The 19,264-nt window shown below is 67.3% G+C and carries 15 protein-coding genes; 10 read left to right on the plus strand and 5 right to left on the minus strand.

The features are described 5' to 3' along the window. Positions 1 to 103: 103 nt before the first annotated feature. The gene (locus AACH06_RS18290) at positions 104 to 856 is read right to left on the minus strand and encodes a HEAT repeat domain-containing protein (RefSeq protein WP_341427196.1); all 753 of its coding nucleotides are present in this window, start codon (positions 854 to 856) and stop codon (positions 104 to 106) included. Between the two features lie 131 nt (positions 857 to 987). Here AACH06_RS18290 and AACH06_RS18295 point away from each other — a divergent pair, with 131 nt between their 5' ends. From AACH06_RS18295 to AACH06_RS18305, 3 genes are all read left to right on the plus strand, one after another. Next, complete coding sequence (locus AACH06_RS18295) at positions 988 to 1,443, plus strand: hypothetical protein (RefSeq protein ID WP_341427197.1); 456 nt, start codon at positions 988 to 990, stop codon at positions 1,441 to 1,443. Positions 1,444 to 1,848: 405 nt separating this feature from the next. Beyond that, positions 1,849 to 3,600, plus strand: a complete 1,752-nt coding sequence (locus AACH06_RS18300) for a PQQ-dependent methanol/ethanol family dehydrogenase (RefSeq protein WP_341427198.1) — start codon at positions 1,849 to 1,851, stop codon at positions 3,598 to 3,600. Beyond that, positions 3,600 to 3,923, plus strand: a complete 324-nt coding sequence (locus tag AACH06_RS18305; RefSeq protein WP_341427199.1) for a high-potential iron-sulfur protein — start codon at positions 3,600 to 3,602, stop codon at positions 3,921 to 3,923. Before AACH06_RS18300 ends, AACH06_RS18305 begins: the two co-directional genes overlap by 1 nt. A 66-nt stretch (positions 3,924 to 3,989) precedes the next feature. Here AACH06_RS18305 and AACH06_RS18310 read toward each other — a convergent pair whose 3' ends face one another. Together AACH06_RS18310 and AACH06_RS18315 are read right to left on the minus strand one after the other, a co-directional pair. Continuing rightward, the gene (locus AACH06_RS18310) at positions 3,990 to 4,985 is read right to left on the minus strand and encodes an FAD:protein FMN transferase (protein ID WP_341427200.1); all 996 of its coding nucleotides are present in this window, start codon (positions 4,983 to 4,985) and stop codon (positions 3,990 to 3,992) included. After that, positions 4,982 to 7,147 (minus strand): 4Fe-4S binding protein, encoded by a 2,166-nt coding sequence (locus tag AACH06_RS18315; RefSeq protein WP_341427201.1) that lies wholly within the window; start codon positions 7,145 to 7,147, stop codon positions 4,982 to 4,984. Before AACH06_RS18315 ends, AACH06_RS18310 begins: the two co-directional genes overlap by 4 nt. Positions 7,148 to 7,381: 234 nt before the next feature. Between AACH06_RS18315 and pedF the strand changes: the two genes are divergently transcribed. The 4 genes from pedF (at position 7,382) to AACH06_RS18335 (ending at position 12,291) form a co-directional block, all read left to right on the plus strand. Further along, positions 7,382 to 7,861 (plus strand): cytochrome c-550 PedF, encoded by a 480-nt coding sequence (gene pedF / locus AACH06_RS18320; protein WP_423222050.1) that lies wholly within the window; start codon positions 7,382 to 7,384, stop codon positions 7,859 to 7,861. Next, positions 7,845 to 8,720, plus strand: coding sequence for a substrate-binding periplasmic protein (locus AACH06_RS18325; protein ID WP_341427202.1), 876 nt, complete (start codon positions 7,845 to 7,847; stop codon positions 8,718 to 8,720). Before pedF ends, AACH06_RS18325 begins: the two co-directional genes overlap by 17 nt. 118 nt (positions 8,721 to 8,838) lie before the next feature. Beyond that, the gene (locus AACH06_RS18330; RefSeq protein WP_423222058.1) at positions 8,839 to 10,983 is read left to right on the plus strand and encodes a TonB-dependent receptor family protein; all 2,145 of its coding nucleotides are present in this window, start codon (positions 8,839 to 8,841) and stop codon (positions 10,981 to 10,983) included. Positions 10,984 to 11,253: 270 nt separating this feature from the next. Next, the gene (locus AACH06_RS18335; RefSeq protein ID WP_341427204.1) at positions 11,254 to 12,291 is read left to right on the plus strand and encodes a hypothetical protein; all 1,038 of its coding nucleotides are present in this window, start codon (positions 11,254 to 11,256) and stop codon (positions 12,289 to 12,291) included. Between the two features lie 39 nt (positions 12,292 to 12,330). On the opposite strand, the gene AACH06_RS18340 is transcribed toward AACH06_RS18335, so the two are convergent. After that, positions 12,331 to 14,409 carry a sigma-54-dependent Fis family transcriptional regulator gene (locus tag AACH06_RS18340; protein WP_423222051.1) on the minus strand — a complete coding sequence of 693 codons (2,079 nt, stop codon included), beginning with the start codon at positions 14,407 to 14,409 and terminating at the stop codon, positions 12,331 to 12,333. Between the two features lie 392 nt (positions 14,410 to 14,801). Between AACH06_RS18340 and exaC the strand changes: the two genes are divergently transcribed. From exaC to phaR, 3 genes are all read left to right on the plus strand, one after another. Then, positions 14,802 to 16,322, plus strand: a complete 1,521-nt coding sequence (exaC, locus tag AACH06_RS18345) for an acetaldehyde dehydrogenase ExaC (protein WP_341427205.1) — start codon at positions 14,802 to 14,804, stop codon at positions 16,320 to 16,322. 75 nt (positions 16,323 to 16,397) lie between these two features. Further along, the gene (locus tag AACH06_RS18350) at positions 16,398 to 16,757 is read left to right on the plus strand and encodes a DUF779 domain-containing protein (RefSeq protein WP_341427206.1); all 360 of its coding nucleotides are present in this window, start codon (positions 16,398 to 16,400) and stop codon (positions 16,755 to 16,757) included. A gap of 205 nt (positions 16,758 to 16,962) precedes the next feature. Further along, positions 16,963 to 17,550 carry a polyhydroxyalkanoate synthesis repressor PhaR gene (gene phaR / locus AACH06_RS18355; RefSeq protein ID WP_341427207.1) on the plus strand — a complete coding sequence of 196 codons (588 nt, stop codon included), beginning with the start codon at positions 16,963 to 16,965 and terminating at the stop codon, positions 17,548 to 17,550. Positions 17,551 to 17,565: 15 nt separating this feature from the next. On the opposite strand, the gene AACH06_RS18360 is transcribed toward phaR, so the two are convergent. Then, a complete protein-coding gene (locus tag AACH06_RS18360; RefSeq protein ID WP_341427208.1) occupies positions 17,566 to 19,119 on the minus strand; it encodes a methyl-accepting chemotaxis protein in 1,554 nt (517 codons plus the stop codon). Positions 19,120 to 19,264: the final 145 nt, after the last annotated feature.

The raw sequence follows: 19,264 nt of genomic DNA on the forward strand, positions 1-19,264 counted from the left end.
ACATCGCCGCTTGAGGGCCTGGATGACACTGGGCTTGCGTTCTACCTCAAGCAACGAGAGGTCATTTCAACGCAGGCTCCGCTGTCCTGACGCTCCGTTGGCGTCAACGCCGATCGGCGGCTGCCTGGCGTTGGCGCCACCATGTCCTGGCCCTTTGAATCGCAGCAACTTCTCGCTGCTGGCTGGGAGGACCGGAGACAGATGGCGGGAAGCCGAAATCCTGCCCTGTGAGCTGTTCGATCCCTTCGGCGGCCCTCATGGCGACCAGGTGGTCCTTGTCGTCAAGGTATGTCGCAAGGAACGGCACATCCTCTCGCTTACCTAAATCTGCAACGGCACCGACCACCCATGTCCGGGTCTGGGCCGACGAGTGCAGGGCTTTGGTCTTTAGAACGGCAACAGATTCGACAGCATGCAGCATCGTCAGGGCCAATGACATTTGCTCAATGACGCCGCCGTCCTTCTCGTTCTTGATCGCCTGCATCAGGAACGATGTCACCGACGTGTCTTTGATTTCGCCGAGCGCGCGTGCGGAGTTGGCCCGAACGTAGGCGTGTTTCGATGACAGCGACTGGGCCAAGAACGGCACCGCCCCTTTGAATCGGAGGTGACCGATGCCGCGTATCGCGAGCCAAGCAGTATCCGAGTCGCCGGCGCTTCTGGCGACCTCGAGCAAGGCCGGACCAGCATCTGGGTAGCTCTGCGTGAGCTTGTCCAGGATCAGCTCCTTTGCCGCCACATCTCGCTCGGTCTGAAAGCTTGCAAGCAACTGGGAAGAGCCTTCCGCGGCGAACGCAGGCACGTAGAGCAGTCCTGCTGTCATGAGAAGGGCTGACACGATCTTCAAAGTTTTCATTGCAGCTGCAGGCCTGATCGCAACTCGGAATTGCGACTGTACGACTGAAAGGAGCGCCGGGCCGTGCTTCCCAGCCAGTCGCGACCCCATCGTCAAACCATGTGGTCGCGCATTGCAAGGCGAGGGGATAGATGAACATGGACCCGTGCGTTCTTACGGCGATCGCCACCGGCATCGTCTCCGTCGTCACGACGGCGGTCGGCATCCGCGGCGCCGTGCGCAAGCAGGCCGAAGAGAACGAGGCGACGATCCAGCGGATTGCGCTGGAGCAATCGCAAGCTGCCTTCGCCTCGGTGCAAATGGAAATCGACCGCTTGCGCGCCGACAACGACCGGCTGCGTGCCGACAACGATCGTTTGACCCGCATGGTCGATGACGTGGGCCGCGACAACGCCCGGATGGCCGAGCGCCTGCAGCACATCGAGGCGCGCAGACCGAATCTGGTGTGCAGGCCAGTTGCCGGTGAGATCAAAAGCCGGCAAAACAGGCGCATGGCCAGGGAAGAATCCAGGGAGGAATTCGGCGATTCCAAGCTAACTGACGCCTACTGCTCCCTGGTACGGTTGACGTGCGATGACCTCGATTAGCGGCGCTTATTAGTTCGAATCCAATCGCGCCTACCAAACACGATGGCCCCTGGTTCTTCACGGAACCAGGGGCCTCTTCGTTTCTGGGTCGCACGTAGGCACCGCGTGTGCGCTGAACCGACACCGGACCCGCGCAGCGACATGAACGCGGTCTCGCATCGCTCTGCCGGGAAGGCGAGCGCGGCATTGCGACACACGAGCACAGCCAGCTGTCCCAGGCTGCCACAAGCCGAACGCCGGATGACCGTGTGGCTCTGGGTTCACCCGCATCCACACGGCTTGTTGGCGCGCCTTTGGGGATGGCATGGGGGTGGCATGGGCATTGCGCAAAAAGGGCGCTCCCGGGATACGCGGCGGTTCGCTGCGGCGGGCGCTTCACTCTACGCAATACCGGAGACATTCACCATGCGCGTTCCTGCCCTTCGTGCACTTTCCGCCGCGGTCATCGGCGCCACGGCGTCGCTCGCTGTGCCTGCGGCCGTCACCGATCAGATGATTCAAGCCGAGCCGCGAACCGGCAAGAGCGTGCTCTCGTGGGGCCTGTCGACGGATGGGCAGCGCTACTCGCCGCTCAAGCAGATCAATGCAAGCACCGTGTCTCGCCTGACGCCCGCCTGGGCCTTCTCGTTCGGCGGCGAAAAGCAGCGCGGGCAGGAAAGCCAGCCGCTGATCTACAACGGCAAGATGTTCGTCACCGCGTCGTACTCGCGCCTGTTTGCGCTGGACGCGGCCACGGGCAAGAAACTGTGGAAGTACGAGCATCGTCTGCCCGAGGGCATCATGCCCTGCTGTGACGTGGTCAACCGCGGCGCGGCGCTGTACGACAACCTGGTCATCTTCAGCACGCTCGATGCGCAGCTCGTGGCGCTGAACCAGGACACCGGCGAACTGGTCTGGAAGGAAAAGATCGACGACTACCAGGCGGGTTACTCGAACACGGCGGCTCCCATCATCGCGGGCGGCCTGCTGCTGACCGGCGTGTCGGGCGGCGAATTCGGCGTGGTGGGCCGCGTCGAGGCGCGTGATGCCAAGACGGGCCAGTTGGTGTGGGTGCGTCCCACCGTCGAGGGCCACATGGGCTACAGGTTCGACGCCAGCGGCAACAAGATCGAGAACGGCATCTCCGGCACCACCAACCAGAGCTGGCCGGGCGATTTGTGGAAGACCGGTGGGGCCGCCACCTGGCTGGGCGGCACCTATGACGCGAAGACAGGCCTGGCCTACTTCGGCACCGGCAACCCGGCGCCGTGGAACAGCCACCTGCGCAAGGGCGACAACCTCTTCTCGTGCTCCACGGTGGCCATCGATGTGAAGACCGGCCAGATCAAGTGGCACTACCAGGGCACCCCGAACGATGGCTGGGATTTCGATGGCGTCAACGAGTTCGTCACCTTCGACGCGGGCAATGGCCGGCGCCTGGGCGGCAAGGCCGACCGCAATGGCTTCTTCTACGTGCTCGATGCGCAGACAGGCAAGCTGGAGAACGCGTTCCCGTTCGTCAAGAAGATCACCTGGGCCAGCAGCATCGATCTGAAAACAGGCCGCCCCAACTTCGTGGCCGAGAACCGCCCCAGCGATCCCACGCTGGGTGATGGCAAGAAGGGCGCCTCGGTCTTCTCGGCGCCGTCGTTCCTGGGCGGCAAGAACCAGATGCCGATGGCGTATTCGCCCGACACCAAGTTGTTCTACGTGCCGGCCAACGAGTGGGGCATGGAGATCTGGAACGAGCCCATCGCCTACAAGAAGGGCGCGGCCTATCTCGGTGCCGGCTTTACCATCAAGACCATCAACGACGACTACATCGGCGCCTTGCGCGCGATGGATCCGAAGACCGGCAAGATCGTCTGGGAGGTGAAGAACGGCGCGCCGCTCTGGGGTGGTGTGCTCACCACCGGCGGCAACCTGGTCTTCTGGGGGACGCCGGAGGGCTACCTGAAGGCCGCCGATGCGAAGACCGGCAAGGTGGTGTGGGAGTTCCAGACCGGCTCCGGGGTGGTGGCCCCGCCGGTCACCTGGGAACAGAACGGCACGCAGTACGTGGCGGTGGCCTCGGGCTGGGGCGGTGCCGTGCCGCTGTGGGGCGGCGATGTCGCCAAGCGGGTGAACTACCTGGAGCAGGGCGGTTCGCTGTGGGTCTTCAAGCTGGCGGGCAAGTGATGAAGCCGCGCGCGTCATCGCATTCTTCGCGCCGCCGTGTCTTCCTGCTGCGGGCCGCGGCCTGCAGCGCAGGCCTGGCTGCGGCCGTGCCGGCTCGCGCCGCGCGGGTCGACGAATCGGACGAGGCGGCCACGGCGTTGGGCTACCGGCACGACGCGTCGCAGGTCGACACGAAGAAGTACCCTCAGTACGCAGTGGGCCAGCGCTGTGCGAGCTGTGCCTTCTGGCAAGGTGCCTCGGGCGATGAGTGGAGCGGCTGCTCGATGTTCGGCCGCAAGCACATTGCCGCCGGCGGATGGTGCATCGCCTGGCGCAAGCCTTGACTTTGGGGCTGGCCATCGCTGGATGGTGATCGCGGCCCGTGCCATCGCACGGGCCCGCCGAGCCGCTCAGGCGGTGGCTCGGGTCGCGTCCAGCAGGTGCCAGCCTGGCGTGCAGCCGCGGCGCCCCTGCTTGTCGACCCACAACACCTCCACGCCCCAACGGCGCGCCAGGGAGGTGATGCCGTCGGGGCCGGCCATGAACATGGGTTTGGTCAGCGCATCGGCCAGCGCTGCGCGGCGGGCCGCCACCGTCACCGCGGCCAGTTGCGGAGGTGACCAGCCGGTATTCGGGTCGACGATGTGGTGATGCCGATGGTCGGGCGTGAAATCGCTCGGTGAATCCGCGGAGGTGGCCACACATTGGCCGTTTGGCGCGATCAGGGCGATGGGATGTGGCGCACCCCGCGGATCCGCAACGCCCAGGTGCCAAGGTTGGCCGTTGGCGTTGCCGCCCATCGTGGCCCACTCGCCGGTGTCGATCAAGGCGTGGGCGATGCCATGGCGGTGCAGCACCTCGCGCACCCGGTCGCAGGCGTGGCCCTGCGCGATGCCGTTGAGCGTCACCGACATGCCACGCCGGCTGAACGCCACACGGCCGGGCTCGATGCGCAGGCCCTGCCAGCCGACGCTCGATCGCGTCTGCGCCACCTCGGTGGCGCTCGGTACACGGCCCTCCTGCCGGGCGTGTTCGAACAGTTGCCACAGCGGTTGCACCGTGGCGTCGAACGCGCCGCTGGTGTGTCGCGACACCCACTGAGCCAGCCGCAACACCGTCATCAGCTCGGCCGGCACTCGCTCGAGCCGACCTTCGCGATTCAGGCGCGAGAGGGCGCTGTCCGGGTCGAACAGGCTCATCTGTGCCTCGATCTGGCGAGCCACGCGAACGGCCTCGTCCAGCGCCTGCTCCAGCCGATCCGCCTGGGCGGCGCCTGCGCGCAGGCTCAAGGTGGTGCCGAACCCGATCCAGTCGCGCCGGCGCCAGACCAGGCCCTGCGGCGCGGCGGGGGAGGCCGGCGACAAGCCGGCGCTCAAGGTGGCCAGCAGAAGGGGGCGGCGTTTCATCGGGGTGGCTCCAGGCGCACGGGCGGCGCCGGGCGGATGGGGAAAACCTTGTGGGCTCCGCGTGACTGGGCGATCAGCGGCGCGCAGCGTGAAGCGTCGCGGTGGATGGCCACGCACTCCAGGCATTGGAAGCACTCTTCGTAGTCGATGCGGCCGTCGGTGCCGATGGCCTGGTATTCGCAGCGGTGTCGGCAGGTCTGGCAAGGTGTGCCGCATTCGGCCCGCCGGGCGATCCACGCCCAGCGGCGCAGCCTGCCGCCCAAGGCCAGGGCGGCGCCCAAGGGACAGAGGTAGCGGCAATAGCCTTTGTAGACAACCGCGCTCAAGGCCAGCAGCGCACCCGCCCACAACAGATGGGGCCAGGCCCGCTGAAAGCCGAGTGTGATGGCCGTCTTGAACGGCTCGATCTCCACCAGGGAGTCAGCCCACGGGCTTCCCAACGCGGCGCTGCCGAGCAGCAGGGCCAGCACCCCGTACTTCAGGCGCTTCCAGCGGGCATCCACGCGGCGGTGCGGCCGCCACTGCGGCACGCGAAGCCGGGCCGCGAAGTGGGCCACCAACTCCTGCAGCGCGCCGAAGGGGCACAGCCAGCCGCAGAAAGTGCCGCGGCCCCATACCCACAGGGTGATGGCCACATAGGCCCACAGCACCACGCTGATGGGGTCGAAGAGAAAGAAGGTGAGGCCGTGGCCCGCCCTCAGCGCCTGGATGAGCGCGGTGAGGTTGACGATCGACAGCTGCCCCTGTGCCCACCAGCCCAGGCCCGCGAGCGTGAAGACGAGCCAGGCTGTTCGCCAGCGCGCCAGACGCTGTGCGGAGGCCAACCACCAACCTGGCCGCCCCAGCCATCCCCACAGCCACCATGTGAGCAGGCCCAGCGCCACCAGCAGCATCGCCAGGTCCGCTGCACGGGCTCGCCACATGGCCTGCCACGAGGTGAGGTCCGCCGCCGCGGCCGTGACGTGCGCCGCCGGCAACCGGTACGGCAGCATGAAATCGCGGCTCAGGCGCTCGGGGTAGACGATGCCCTTGTGCCGCGTGACGCGAAAGGCCAGTGTCCAGGGTTGCGCCGGGTCCAGCCCGGCCGCGCCGCTGACCCGAAACACCTTCCACTCGGCCCCGCCCATGCCCGCCGGCAGTCGTGGCGGCGTGTCCAGATCGAGGTCGCGCAGCTCGATCGGCAGCTCGCCCTGGCGCAGGCTCAAACGGTCTGGCACGGCACCTCGAACGAAGTGTTCGCCCACGAAGGTGTCGCTCCCGCGTGCCACGACGATCAAGGCATGGTCGCCCGCATCCAACCGGCTTTTCAGCTGCTGCCAGCCCGCTTCGCCCAACAGGTTTCGACCCAGCGCCGGCAGGCTGACCCACCCCAGCCAGAACTGCATGTGGTCGGCGGTGGCGGGTGTGTCGCTTGGCGGGGTGGCTGGTGCGTCGAAGCCGCTGCCGGCAAAGGCGGCGTCCACGTCGCCGCGACGTATCACCGCGGGCTGCAACAGGCCGCCGTCGATCATGCCGGCCCAATCCATCGGCGTGTAGGTATCGGCGCGCACCTGCCCCACCTGCGCCGGATCTCGGCCCGCGGCATAGCCCAGCTTCGCACGCGCCACCTTCAGCGCCGCGGCCAGCAGGCTCTGGTTGAGGATACGCACCGACGCGGTCGCTTTGGCCACGCCATCGATGTAGACCGCTGCGCTCTCCGCCTGGCCGCCGCGCGCATGGGCGTCGCCGATCTTGATGCCTTGCTGCAGCGACAGCCCGCGGTACTGCTCCACGAAGCGCAGCAGCGGCCCCTCGCCGAGGCCATCGAGGAACACCGGCTCATGCTGAGACAGCACCCGCACTTCCATGAACCGGCCTTGCGCGTCCAGTGCGACCAGCAGGTTCATCGGGGTGCCCGAGAAGCCGGGCACCGGTGCCAAGTCGATCGACTCGAACACGTAGGCCACCAGCACCGTGGCGGTGGCCTCTTGCTTGAAGACCGGCCAGACGGGCAGCGCGGTGTCGCGCTCGCCGAGCATCAACGGGGCTGGAAACAGCGCTTGCAGCGTGTCACGCGTCATCACCCCGGCCTGGGCGGCGCCGAGCGCTCCCCAGGCCAGGCAGGCGATCCAGGCCCATCGCCACAGCGGCAGCACCAGGGATCGGGGGCGGGGTATCGGCATGGCCAGCGTGATGCAACGCACGTGCCGCCCTCAGGCGAGGGGTTCTGTTCCCGACTGCGACGCCTGCCGTGCTGGCGCTGTCGCATCGAACAGCCTGGGTTGTCACTCTGTCTTGATTTGGAACAAGCACCCGCAGGTTTTCCCTGGCGCCGCCGCGGCCAGCCGCCGGCCTGGCCGTGTGGCATGTGGCTTGCACCTCGGCTCACCAAACCTCACCCATTTCAGGAGACACACATGTTGAGGAGACAACGCATCCGGGCCGCGGCCTGGGTCGGGATGGTGATCATCGGTGCGACGGCGGCGGCGGTGGCGCTGGCCCACGGCGATGTGACGCCCCAGGCCGTCGATACCCACGAGTTGCCCTCGCTGGGCGAGCCCTGGAAGGCCGAGAACCCGTTCCGCGCCAACGAGATCGCCGTGCGCATCGGCTCATCGGCGTTCAACCAGAACTGCGCCCGCTGCCACGGCCTGGAGGCCATCTCGGGCGGTATCGCGCCCGACCTTCGACGGCTGGACAACGATTGCGCGGTGATGAAGGACGCGAAGCGGGCCGCTTGTGTGGCCGAGAACGACCAGTACTTCCTCACCACCGTGCGGGGCGGCCGGTCGCGCAACGGCGCCGTCTACATGCCGCCGTTCGAGGGCACCTTGAATCAGGAAGCGATGTGGGCCATCAAGGCGTATCTGGAGACGCGCCGTGAGAAGCCGCTCTGATCCATGCTCGCCCCCGGCGGGGTGGACGCGCCGACGCTGGTGCGGGGCGGCGCTCGGGCTGCCGCTGTGGGCCGCTGCGACTGGCGCACGCGCCCAGCCGGACAGCCACCGGCTGGCCCGCATTCGTGAGCGCGGCAGCCTGATCGTCGGCCTGTACCAGGACATGCCGCCCTTCCATGCCGACGGTCGCGGCATCGACATGGCACTGGGCCAAGCGCTGGCGCAGCAGATGGGCCTGGGGTTTCGGCCCCTGCCTTTCCAGGCCGGCGAAAACATGGGCGATGACCTGCGCAACATGGTGTGGAAGGGGCACTACCTGGGGTGGGGGCCGGCCGACGTGCTGCTGCATGTGCCGCTCGAACGGGCGCTGATGGCGGCCAATCCCCAGGTGCAGGTGGTGGCGCCGTACTACCGCGAGCGGGTGCTCATCGCCTGGGCGGCCGATGCCGCAGCGTCGGTCGAGAGCCTGGCGGATCTGCGCGGGCTGCGCGTGGCCGTTTGCGGCCAATCGCTGGCCGGCTGGCTGCTCGCCGGTGCGGAAGGCGGGGCGCTGCAGGGCAATTTGGTCACGGCGTTTGCCGATGGCGTGGCGGCCGCGCAAAGCCTGCGCGAGGGCCGGGCCGACGCGGTCGCGGGTTTGGCCTCTGAGCTGGAAAGCGTGTTGGCCCACGACGCGCGATTCCGGCTGCAGCCGTTGCCCTCGATCCGCTTCCCGCGCGAGGGCTGGGCGGTGGGTTGCGCGGTTCGTGCCGATGCCGACGACCTGGCCCAAGCGCTGCAGGCCGCTATGCTGGCCTTGCAGTCCGATGGCCGCCTGGCGACTCTCTTCCGTCAATCGAATGTCGACTGGCGGCTTTGACGGCGACTCCAATGCGCACCCGTGCGCTGGACCCTGATGGAACAACATGAACGACAGAGACAAGGCCCGCGCGCAGCCGATGCGCGCACGGGTGGTTGGCCGAGATGCCAGCCGATGGATGGCACCTCGGGCCCTGTCGGGCCCTTCGTCGTTGGTGATCTCCGCGGCCGTCGCGGCGGCGTTCGCGCCCGCGGTCTGCCGGGGTCAGGCGGAGGCGGCGGGGGGGGCGTCGCAGACGGTGGTGGTCACCGGCACGCGCCAGGCCGAATCGGCCTTTGATGTGCCTGCGTCGGTCGACCGCATCGGGGCTGAGCAGATCCGTGACCAGCGGCTGCAGGTCAACATTTCCGAAGTGCTGGCGGCCGTGCCCGGCATGACGGCGCGTGATCGGCAGAACTATGCGCAGGACGTGCAGCTGTCGGTCCGCGGCTTTGGCGCGCGGGCCAGCTTCGGCATCCGAGGCGTGCGCCTGATCGTCGACGGCATTTCCGCCACGCTGCCCGACGGGCAGGGCCAGATCTCCCATGTCGACCTTGCTTCGGCCGAGCGGATCGAGGTGCTGCGGGGCCCGTTTTCGGCGCTGTATGGCAATTCGTCGGGCGGGGTGGTGGACATCGTCACCGAAGACGGCAGCGGCCCGCCCGTGGCATCGGCCAGCGTGGCCGCCGGCAGCGACAGCCTGTGGCGCGCCGGCCTGCAGGTCGCAGGGGGCGCCGGGGCCTGGGGCTACACCGCGAGTGCCAGCCATTTCGAGACGGATGGTTACCGCGACCACAGTTCGGCCGAGCGGGATCTGGGCAACCTCAAGCTCACCTGGCGGCCGGGCGAAGGGCGCAAGCTGACCATCGTGGCCAACAGCATGAGCCTGCCCGAGGCGCAAGACCCCCTCGGCCTGACCCGCGAGCAGTTCGATGCAGACGCGCGTGGGGTGGACGCGGTGGCGCTGAGTTTCAACACCCGCAAGTCGGTGAGCCAGACTCAGCTGGGGGCCAGCTATGAACACAGCTTGGCGCCAGATCAGCGCCTTCAAGCCACGCTCTACGGCGGTCACCGCGACACCGAGCAGTTCCAGGCCATTCCGGTGGCGCCCCAGGGCAGCCCACGCCATCCAGGCGGTGTGATCGATCTCGCGCGGGACTACCACGGCGCTGATCTGCGCTGGTCGCTCGCATCGCCTTCGGCTCCGTTCAGCATGACGGTGGGCCTCAGCTTCGATGCGCTCGACGAGTACCGCCGAGGCTACGAGAACTTCATCGGCGATGTCACCGGTGTGAAGGGTGCGCTTCGGCGTGACGAAGACAACCGCAGCACCGCGTTCGACGGGTATGCGCAGGCCACCTGGCGCCTCGCGCCCGCCTGGCGGATGGATGCCGGGCTTCGGCACAGCACGGTGCGGGTGGAAAGCCGCGACCACTACATCACGGCGGCCAATGGTGACGACAGCGGCCAAACCGACTTCCAGGCCACCACGCCCGTGGCGTCGCTGATGTGGTTGGCCAGCGAGACGCTGCACCTGTACGCCTCGGCAGGGCGGGGCTTCGAGACGCCCACGCTCAACGAGCTGGCCTACCGCAGCGATGGTTCGGCGGGCCTGAACCTCTCGCTGCAGCCCGCGCGCAGCGACAACCTTGAAGTCGGGGCGAAATGGCGATTCGATGGCGGTGCGCAGACGCTCAACCTGGCCATCTTCGGTGTGCGCACCCGCGACGAGATCGTCACCCAGACGAACCAGGGTGGCCGTGCGAGCTTTCAGAATGCTGGCAAGACGCGGCGCGATGGCGTGGAGCTGGGCTGGAGTGGCCGCTGGGGCGGCGACTGGCGCAGCCAGGCTTCGATGACCTACCTGGATGCGCGCTACGACGAGGCGTTTCTGATCTGCGGCGCACCGCCATGCCAGGCCCCGACGATCGAGGTGCCGGCGGGCAACCGCCTGCCTGGCGTTGCCCGCTCGTCCGCTTATGCCAGCCTCCAATGGGCCCCGGCCGAAGGCTGGCGCGGGGGCGCCGAAGTTCGCTACCTGTCTGACGTGCCGGTGAACGACCTCAACACCGATCGCGCAGCGTCGTACACCGTGGCCTCGGCCAGCCTGGGCTACCGCCTGCGCCGTGGCGCCTGGGCCTTCGATGGCTTCGTGCGCGCCGACAACCTTTTCGGCGACCGCTATGCCGGCTCGGTGATCGTCAACGAGGGCAATGGCCGCTTCTTCGAGCCGGCACCCGGGCGCACCTGGCTGGCGGGGCTGAACGTCAGCTACGGCTTTTAGGCCCGTTCCCGCTGCGGGAGGGCGTCGCGATGCCGCGCGTTGATGTCGCGCGGCACCACCCGTCTCGTTGAGGGGTGGCAAGCGCAACCCGTGGCCGTCGCCGTCGTTTCATCGGTGAGCTGCGATTGACCCTCATCGAATAGACGGCTTTCTTGTACGTTTCAATAATTCGTTAGATGATGTGTTTATTCTGTTGAAGCGGCGGTCGCTGGCGTGCGCTTGCGGCGCGCGAACACTTGAAACACCACGGAGACATGACCCATGCCACCTATGAAGACCCTTCAACGGACATTCGCCGCCACGGCCATCGGGCTGCTCGCCGCCGGCGCGGCATTCGCCGCACCCAGCTACCGCATCGAGGTGATCAACAAGGCCAATGGCGTGGCGCCGAAAACGGCCGCCTCGATCAGCGACAACGGCAGTCTGGCGGGCATCGGCACCGAGAGCCAAACAGGAGAAAACGTGTCGTTCCGCTCGCGACGGGGCAAGAAAGTCGAGGCGCTGGCTGAAACGCAGGACATGAACTACCCAGGCAAGCCGCAGGTGAACAACGCCGGTGTGGTGGTCGGGCGCTATCAGGGCGATGGGGGCAACCGCGGCGGCGTGTGGGCGGCCGACGGCACGCTGACCGACGTGGGTTCGATCGTCGGTTGCGACGATTCGCGGGGCGCCTATCCGCAGTCGATCAACGACGCCGGGGCGTACGTGGTCGAAATCGATTGCCCGGTCGGCGGGGTGCCCACCCGGGGCGGGTTCCTGGTTCGCGACGGCGTCGCTGTCAAGGTGCCACCCTCGAACGGCCATGTGACCTTTCCGAGCTTGATCAACAAGCGCGGGCAGGTGGCCGGCGTCACCGACTACCTCACCGTGACGCCGTATGTGTTCACCTGGGAAGAGGGCAAGCCGGTGCGTCAGCTGACGCCGACCGGGCAGGAGATCTATCTCCAGGCGATGAATGACCGGGGCGACGTGGTCGGCATGTCGGTGACGAACCTGGCTTGGCACCCGTTCCTGCACGACGGCAAGGCCATGCGAGAACTGCCGACCTGCGGGCAGCAAGAGGTGTGGCCCGTGGCCATCAGCAACGATGGCTGGATCGCCGGCAACTTCTACGGCCTCGGCGTTTCCAAGGACGCTGCTCTGATTCGCGACGGCCAGTGCGCGGAACTGCAGGCATTGCTCGACGGCAGCGGTGCGGGTTGGTCCGAGCTTTCAGCGGACGACATGAACAACGCCGGCGTGATTGTCGGCCACGGTCGCTTCGAGGGCTATCGGCGCGTCTTCATGGCGACGCCACTGGGCCGGTGACTGTATGAGCCGCTGGTCTATGCAGGCAGGGTGACTCGCTCAACCCTGCTTGCTGTCGAGCAGGCGCAGCTTGCGGTAGATGGTGTTGCGGCTGATGCCGAGCCTGCGTGAGGCGATGGAGATGTTGCCGCCGGCTTCTTCCACCGCGCGCTGGATCGTGCGCAGCTCCATCTCCTGCAGCGTGGCCGGCTCGGTGGCTGCAGGCGTGGCCGGCGCGGCCGAGGCCGCGGGTTCGGCTGCGGCACCCGGCGCTGCGTGGGCGGGCTGGCCGGGGGCTGCGCTCGCCACGCTGGCGCCCGAGGGCAACTCGCGCTGCGCGTCTTCGAGGAAATCGTCCGACAGGTGCGTTCGGTTGATCACCATGTCACTGCCCGCCATCACGGCGGCCGTGCGCAGCACATTGGCGAGCTGCCGGATGTTGCCCGGCCAGCGATAGGCCTTCAGCAGCTCGACCACCTCGTCGTCGAGATCCAGCGGGCGGCTGGGTGATTCGGCGCGCAGGATCTTTCGCACGATGGTCATCAGGTCGCTGCGCTCCCGCAGCGGGGGCAGGCGCACCACCAGGCCGTTCAGGCGGTAGTACAGGTCTTCGCGGAAGGTCTGCGCACTGATCATGTCGCGCAGGTTCCGGTGCGTGGCGCTGACGATGGCCAGATCCACCGGAATCGATTTGGTCGAACCCAGCGGCATCACCTGCCGCTCTTGCAGCACCCGCAGCAGCCGGGCCTGCAGTGCCAGCGGCATATCGCCCACTTCATCGAGGAACAGCGTGCCGCCATTGGCCTGCGCGATCTTGCCGACAGCGCCCTTGCGCCTGGCGCCGGTGAAGGCCCCATCTTCGTAGCCGAACAGTTCAGCCTCGATGAGGCTTTCAGGGATCGAGGCGCAGTTGACCGCGACGAAGGGGTAGCGGGCGCGGTCGGAATCCTGGTGCAAGGCGCGGGCCATCAGCTCTTTGCCGGTGCCGGTTTCCCCCAGCACCATCACCGGAATGTCTCGGTTGAGCACGCGGCGCACCTTGGTGATGGCGGCCTCCATTTGGGCGTCGCCGGTCTGCAGGTAGCGCAGGCCGGAAGGCCCCGGCGAGGCCCCCGGCGTGGCGGGCCGGCTGCCGGCGGCGGCAGCGAAAAAGCCGCCGGTGGCCGCCATGGGCGAGGGGGCGTCGATCACGTCGAGCGCATCGTCGATCGTGGTGCTGCCCAGCGAGTGCCAGGTGGGCCAGTTGAAGGCCGCCCGCATGTGCAGGCGCTGGCCGCCCGGTAACTCCATGGACATCGGCGGCGCCATCGGCGAGCGGAAGTGGTCGACCACCGCGCCGACGGTGAGGCTGAACAAGGTGGCGATGCTGTTCATGCGCAAGGCAGCGCCGCTCATCTGAAGCTGGTCGAGCGCGCTGCGGTTGGCACCCAGCAGCCGACCGTCGCGGCCCACGGCGACGATCCCCTCCATCAGCGTGCCGATGAATTCCGGCCGCGAATGGAAGTGCAGGCGCAGCGCGTGACGGAAGTCGTCCGACAGCCAGTGGTTCTCGATCATCCGGGCCGACATCTTCACAAGGCCCAGCGTGTGCAGGTGGTAGGAGTGCAGGTCACCGGAGACGTCCAGCACGCCCAGCATGTTGCCGCGCGGATCGAAGATGGGCGCGGCCGAGCAGGTAAGGAAGCCGTTGGCGTGCATGTAGTGCTCGCCGGCGTGGACGACCGTGGGCGCCTCGTCGATCAGCGTGGTGCCGATGGCGTTGGTGCCCTTGTTCTGTTCCGACCAATTCGCGCCGGGCGCCAGTGCCACCTTGGAGGCGCGCTGCAAGAAGGCATCGTGGCCCACCGAATGCAGCACCGTGCCCTGGGCGTCGGTGAGCACCACCATGCTCTGGGAGGCCATGGTCTGCTCCAGCAGCAGCTCCATCACCGGCGCGGCATGCAGGTGCAGACGCAGATTGCGCTCGCGGGCCAGGGCGAGGTCCGAGCGGATCAGCGACGCGTGGTCTGGCCGATCGACGCGGGACAGCCCCAGCGCGGCACAACGCTCGTGCGATTGCAGGATGCTCTCGGCGTGCATCGGGTGGCTCAGCGCCGGGGCGGGCGCGACCAGATCTCGGGCCAGGGAGGAGGTGGGCATCGCATGCATCCTTTCGGCCGGTGAAGGCACCCGCGCATCGTAGGCAGAGGTGGGGGGGCTGTCTGTACCGGAATGCCCGTGGCCATTGACGCAGCGCAAGTCGGGCGGTGTGCCAAGTTGACACAAACCGCCGCCGACCTTGCGCGGAGCTGACGCCGGATCGCGCCGGTACACGACTTGTTGCAAGCTGACGCACCGGCACGATGGCCTGGCGCAACGGCCGTCTCGGGCCGGAACAACCGCGCGTGTCAGGCCGGCCGATGGCCCTGTCTAACCCTTGGCTTTCGGCGGCCTGACCGGCCCTTGGGCGCTTGGCACGGATGTTGTGAAGCACAGAGCAGCCGACCGGCTGAGACCCTTCACCCATCCATCCACCGCGAGAGAGACAAGCCATGATCTACGCTGCACCCGGCGCCGCTGGCGCCAAGATCACCTACAAGACCCGCTACGACAACTTCATCGGTGGCCAATGGACGCCGCCGGTCAAGGGCGAGTACTTCAACGTGACCACGCCGACCACCGGCAAGCCCTACACCCAGGCCGCCCGCTCCACGGCGGAAGACATCGAATTGGCGCTGGATGCGGCCCATGCCGCGGCCGACAAGTGGGGCAAGACGGACGCTGCCACCCGCTCGAACATCCTGCTGAAGATCGCCGACCGCATCGAGCAGAACCTGGAGCTGCTGGCCTACGCCGAGACGGTGGACAACGGCAAACCCATCCGCGAGACGCTGAACGCCGACATCCCGCTGACGGTGGACCATTTCCGCTACTTCGCCGGCGCGCTGCGCGCCCAAGAGGGCGGCATCAGCGAGATCGACGAGAACACGATGGCGTACCACATCCACGAGCCGCTGGGCGTGGTGGGCCAGATCATTCCGTGGAACTTCCCGATCCTGATGGCCGCGTGGAAGCTGGCGCCGGCGCTGGCCGCTGGCAACGCGGTGGTGTTGAAGCCGGCCGAGAACACGCCGATCTCGATCCTGGTGCTCACCGAGCTGATCGCCGATCTGCTGCCCGCGGGCGTGCTGAACATCGTCAACGGCTATGGCCGTGAAGCCGGCATGCCGTTGGCCACCAGCAAGCGCATCGCCAAGATCGCGTTCACCGGCTCGACCACCACGGGCCGGGTGATTGCCCAGGCGGCGGCCAACAACCTGATCCCGGCCACGCTGGAGCTGGGCGGCAAGTCGCCCAACATCTTCTTCGCCGACGTGATGGACAAGGACGACGCCTTCCTCGACAAGGCGATCGAAGGCTTGGTGCTGTTCGCGTTCAACCAGGGCGAGGTCTGCACCTGCCCGAGCCGCGCGGTGATCCACGAGAGCATCTACGACAAGTTCATGTCGCGGGTGCTGAAGCGGGTTGCCGCCATCAAGCAGGGCAACCCCCTGGACACCGAGACGATGCTGGGCGCCCAGGCGTCCAAAGAGCAACTTACCAAGATCCTCTCGTACCTCGACCTGGGCAAGCAGGAGGGCGCCGAGCTGCTGTGTGGCGGCAGCCAGGCCAAGCTGGGCGGTGATCTCGATGGCGGCTTCTACGTGCAGCCCACGCTGTTCAAGGGCCACAACAAGATGCGCATCTTCCAGGAGGAGATCTTCGGCCCGGTGCTGGCCGTTACCACCTTCAAGGACGAGGCCGAGGCGCTGGCCATCGCCAACGACACGCTCTATGGCCTGGGCGCCGGCGTGTGGAGCCGCAACGGCAACGTGGCTTACCGCATGGGCCGCGCCATCAAGGCGGGCCGGGTGTGGACCAACTGCTACCACGCCTACCCGGCCCACGCCGCCTTCGGCGGCTACAAGGAATCGGGCATCGGCCGCGAGACCCACAAGATGATGCTCGACCACTACCAGCAGACCAAGAACCTGTTGGTCAGCTACAGCGAGAACAAGCTGGGCTTCTTCTGACGGCTTGGGGTCTTGGGTAGAGGGGAGGCGGGCCACCGCTTCCCCTTTTTGGCGTTTTTGCGCAAGGAGATCGACATGGTCGACAAGGTCATCGCCACGCCGGCGGCGGTGGAGCTGATCGAACACCTCAAGGCCAGGCATGGGCCGGGCCTGATGTTTCACCAGAGCGGCGGCTGCTGTGACAACAGCGCCGCCAACTGCTATTTGCTCGGCGAGATCACCACCGGCGCGGGTGACGTGTACCTGGGCGACATCGGCGGCTGCCCGTTCTACATCGGCAAGGCGCAGTATCAGTACTGGCGCCACACCCAGCTGATCATCGACGTGATCGAGGGCCACGGCGGCACCTTTTCGCTGGAGGGGCCGGAGGGCAAGGCGTTTCACACCCGATCGCGCGTGTTCACGGCCGAAGAGCTCGCGGAGCTGGATGCCTAGGGGGGCTGAGGAGGCGGAAGGGGGGGCCGAAAGGGGCTGAGGACGCCCTGGGAAGACGGCTTCGAGCGGGGGCGCCGGGGCTCGGACGGTCCGGGCCGGCCCTGACAGTGCAATCCCCTGGGAAGGGTAGGGTGGGCGGCGCCTAGAATCATTGTGCAGATGCACAACACCCACTGTGCTGCGGCGCACAAGGAGCTTGAACCCGATGTCTTCCCACCGCCGGCCCTCGCCTGACGCGGCCTCCAACGAGGCCGTCACGCCGCGGGTCCTCAAGAAGTACCCGAACCGCCGGCTTTACGACACCAGCGCCAGCACCTACATCACGCTCGCTGATGTCAAGCAGATGGTGCTCGATGGCATCGAATTCGAGGTTCGCGACGCCAAGACGGGCGAAGAGCTCACCCGCAGCATCCTGCTGCAGATCATTCTGGAAGAGGAAACCGGCGGCGTGCCGATGTTCACCTCGCGCATGCTGGCCCAGATCATCCGCTTTTACGGCCACGCCATGCAGGGCATGATGGGCTCGTACCTGGAGAAGAACCTGCAGACCTTCGTCGAGATGCAGGGTCGCCTGGCCGATCAGGCCCGTGGCCTGTACGACCCGAAGGCCTTCACCCCCGAGATGTGGGCGCAGTTCATGAGCGGCCAAGCCCCGATGATGCAGGGCTTGATGGGCAACTACCTCGAACAGTCGAAGAACCTGTTCGTGCAGATGCAAGAGCAGATGCAGAAGCAGGCTGGCGGCCTGTTCCCCACCTTCCCGGGCATGCCCGCGGGCGACAAAAAGCCTTGATCGACCGCCGCGCGCTCACTCGGCGTGCTGCTTGACCCGGAACACGCCCACCGCCGCCTCCAACGAGCGGGCCTGTTCGGCCATGTCCTTGGCCACGGCGGCGGTTTCTTCCACCAGCGCGGTGTTCTGCTGGGTGGCCACGTCAAGATCGGCGACCGTGCGGTTCACCAGGCCGATGCCGGCGCTCTGCTCGGCGGCCGCGTTGGTGATCTCCTGGATCATCAGGCTCACACGGTTCACGCTGGTGACGATCTCGTCCATCGTGGCGCCCGCGTCTCGTACCAGCCGGCTGCCCGCCTCGACCTTGTCGACGCTGGTGCCGATCAGCGTCTTGATCTCGCGGGCAGCTTCGGCACTGCGTTGCGCCAGCATGCGCACTTCGCCCGCCACCACGGCGAAGCCGCGGCCCTGTTCGCCGGCGCGCGCCGCCTCCACCGCAGCGTTCAGCGCGAGGATGTTGGTTTGGAAGGCGATGCCATCGATGACGCCGATGATGTCGCCAATCTTGCGCGACGCGGCGTTGATGTCGTCCATCGTGGCGATCACTCGTGACACCGCTTCGCCACCCTTGGCGGCCACCCCGCTGGCCCCGGTGGCCACCTCATTGGCCTGACGGGCCGACTCTGTGCTCTGGGTCACCGTGGTGGTGATCTGCTCCATGCTGCTGGCCGCCTGTTGCAGGCTGGCCGAGCCCTGCTCGGTGCGGGTGCTCAGATCCATGTTGCCGGCGGCGATCTGCGCACTGGTGTTCGAAATCTCGCGTGCCGCGGCCTGCACATTGCCCACGACCGTGGCCACCTTGTCGAGGAAGGTGTTGAAGTGGTGGCTGACCTGGCCGAACTCGGCGGTGGCGGGCGGCAGGCGCCGAGAGAGATCGCCGTCGTCGCTGTTCAGGTTGATCACCGCCCGCAGCATGCGCGCCAGCGGCACCATGATCGAGGCGATCACCACGTAAGCCATCACCGCCAGCAGCGTCAGCGAGCCGCCGATCACCGCCACTGTGACGATCTGCGCCTGCTGCAGTCGGGCGGCGGTCTCGGCCTCCAGCTGCTGCGACAAGGATTCGATCGCGTCGCCCGACTGGGCCAGCGCCGCTTCCGCAGTGTCGAATTCCTTCAGGAAGGCGCTCATGACCGGCGCAGTGTCCGCGGGCGAGTCCTTGAGCGTCGCGAGGGTCTTGCGGGCCGCATCGATGTAGCGCTGGACGGCCGGTTCGGCCGATGCGACGGCCTCGTGGGTGGGCTTGGGCAAGTCGGCATCCAGCGCGGACTTGAAGGAGTCGACCATCGCCTTGCCGCTTTCGTCCAACTCCTTGGCGGCCTCGGCGAGCGCGGCGGCGTTGTTCGTGATGGCCGCGACCTGGGCGCCGAAGACCGTGGCGCGGATGCTGTCGTGCATCATGTCGGCGTTCATCGACGCCCGCACGGCCGCCGTCGTGGCCGCGAGCCGCTCGCTCGCATCGAGCCCGGTCCGGCAGTCGTACCAGGCGATGCCCGCCACCGACAGGGTGGCGACGGCGCTCAGGCCGACGAGGCCGATGAGGCGGTTCTTGATGCTGACGGTCTTCATTCGATCGCTCCCTGGTTCGCCATGCTGTCGTTCACGCTCAAGTACAGCCGGCCTTCTCTCCCGCAGGAATGGGCAGCCGGCCGCCAGTGAACGCAGCAACCGGAACTTCGGCGCCCGAACGACCCAGCTGGAGGGTGCGGGGCCT

The organism is Ideonella lacteola, from assembly GCF_038066555.1.
Lineage (GTDB): Bacteria > Pseudomonadota > Gammaproteobacteria > Burkholderiales > Burkholderiaceae_C > Ideonella > Ideonella lacteola.

What these genes read in the sequence shown, in the direction of transcription:
- AACH06_RS18330 (WP_423222058.1), top strand. Translation starts at nt 8,839, where the DNA reads ATGGCACCTCGGGCCCTGTCGGGCCCTTCGTCGTTGGTGATCTCCGCG.
- AACH06_RS18315 (WP_341427201.1), bottom strand. Translation starts at nt 7,147, where the DNA reads ATGCCGATACCCCGCCCCCGATCCCTGGTGCTGCCGCTGTGGCGATGG.
- AACH06_RS18350 (WP_341427206.1), top strand. Translation starts at nt 16,398, where the DNA reads ATGGTCGACAAGGTCATCGCCACGCCGGCGGCGGTGGAGCTGATCGAA.
- phaR (WP_341427207.1), top strand. Translation starts at nt 16,963, where the DNA reads ATGTCTTCCCACCGCCGGCCCTCGCCTGACGCGGCCTCCAACGAGGCC.
- AACH06_RS18290 (WP_341427196.1), bottom strand. Translation starts at nt 856, where the DNA reads ATGAAAACTTTGAAGATCGTGTCAGCCCTTCTCATGACAGCAGGACTG.
- AACH06_RS18340 (WP_423222051.1), bottom strand. Translation starts at nt 14,409, where the DNA reads ATGCCCACCTCCTCCCTGGCCCGAGATCTGGTCGCGCCCGCCCCGGCG.
- exaC (WP_341427205.1), top strand. Translation starts at nt 14,802, where the DNA reads ATGATCTACGCTGCACCCGGCGCCGCTGGCGCCAAGATCACCTACAAG.
- AACH06_RS18360 (WP_341427208.1), bottom strand. Translation starts at nt 19,119, where the DNA reads ATGAAGACCGTCAGCATCAAGAACCGCCTCATCGGCCTCGTCGGCCTG.
- AACH06_RS18335 (WP_341427204.1), top strand. Translation starts at nt 11,254, where the DNA reads ATGAAGACCCTTCAACGGACATTCGCCGCCACGGCCATCGGGCTGCTC.
- AACH06_RS18310 (WP_341427200.1), bottom strand. Translation starts at nt 4,985, where the DNA reads ATGAAACGCCGCCCCCTTCTGCTGGCCACCTTGAGCGCCGGCTTGTCG.
- pedF (WP_423222050.1), top strand. Translation starts at nt 7,382, where the DNA reads ATGTTGAGGAGACAACGCATCCGGGCCGCGGCCTGGGTCGGGATGGTG.
- AACH06_RS18295 (WP_341427197.1), top strand. Translation starts at nt 988, where the DNA reads ATGAACATGGACCCGTGCGTTCTTACGGCGATCGCCACCGGCATCGTC.
- AACH06_RS18305 (WP_341427199.1), top strand. Translation starts at nt 3,600, where the DNA reads ATGAAGCCGCGCGCGTCATCGCATTCTTCGCGCCGCCGTGTCTTCCTG.
- AACH06_RS18300 (WP_341427198.1), top strand. Translation starts at nt 1,849, where the DNA reads ATGCGCGTTCCTGCCCTTCGTGCACTTTCCGCCGCGGTCATCGGCGCC.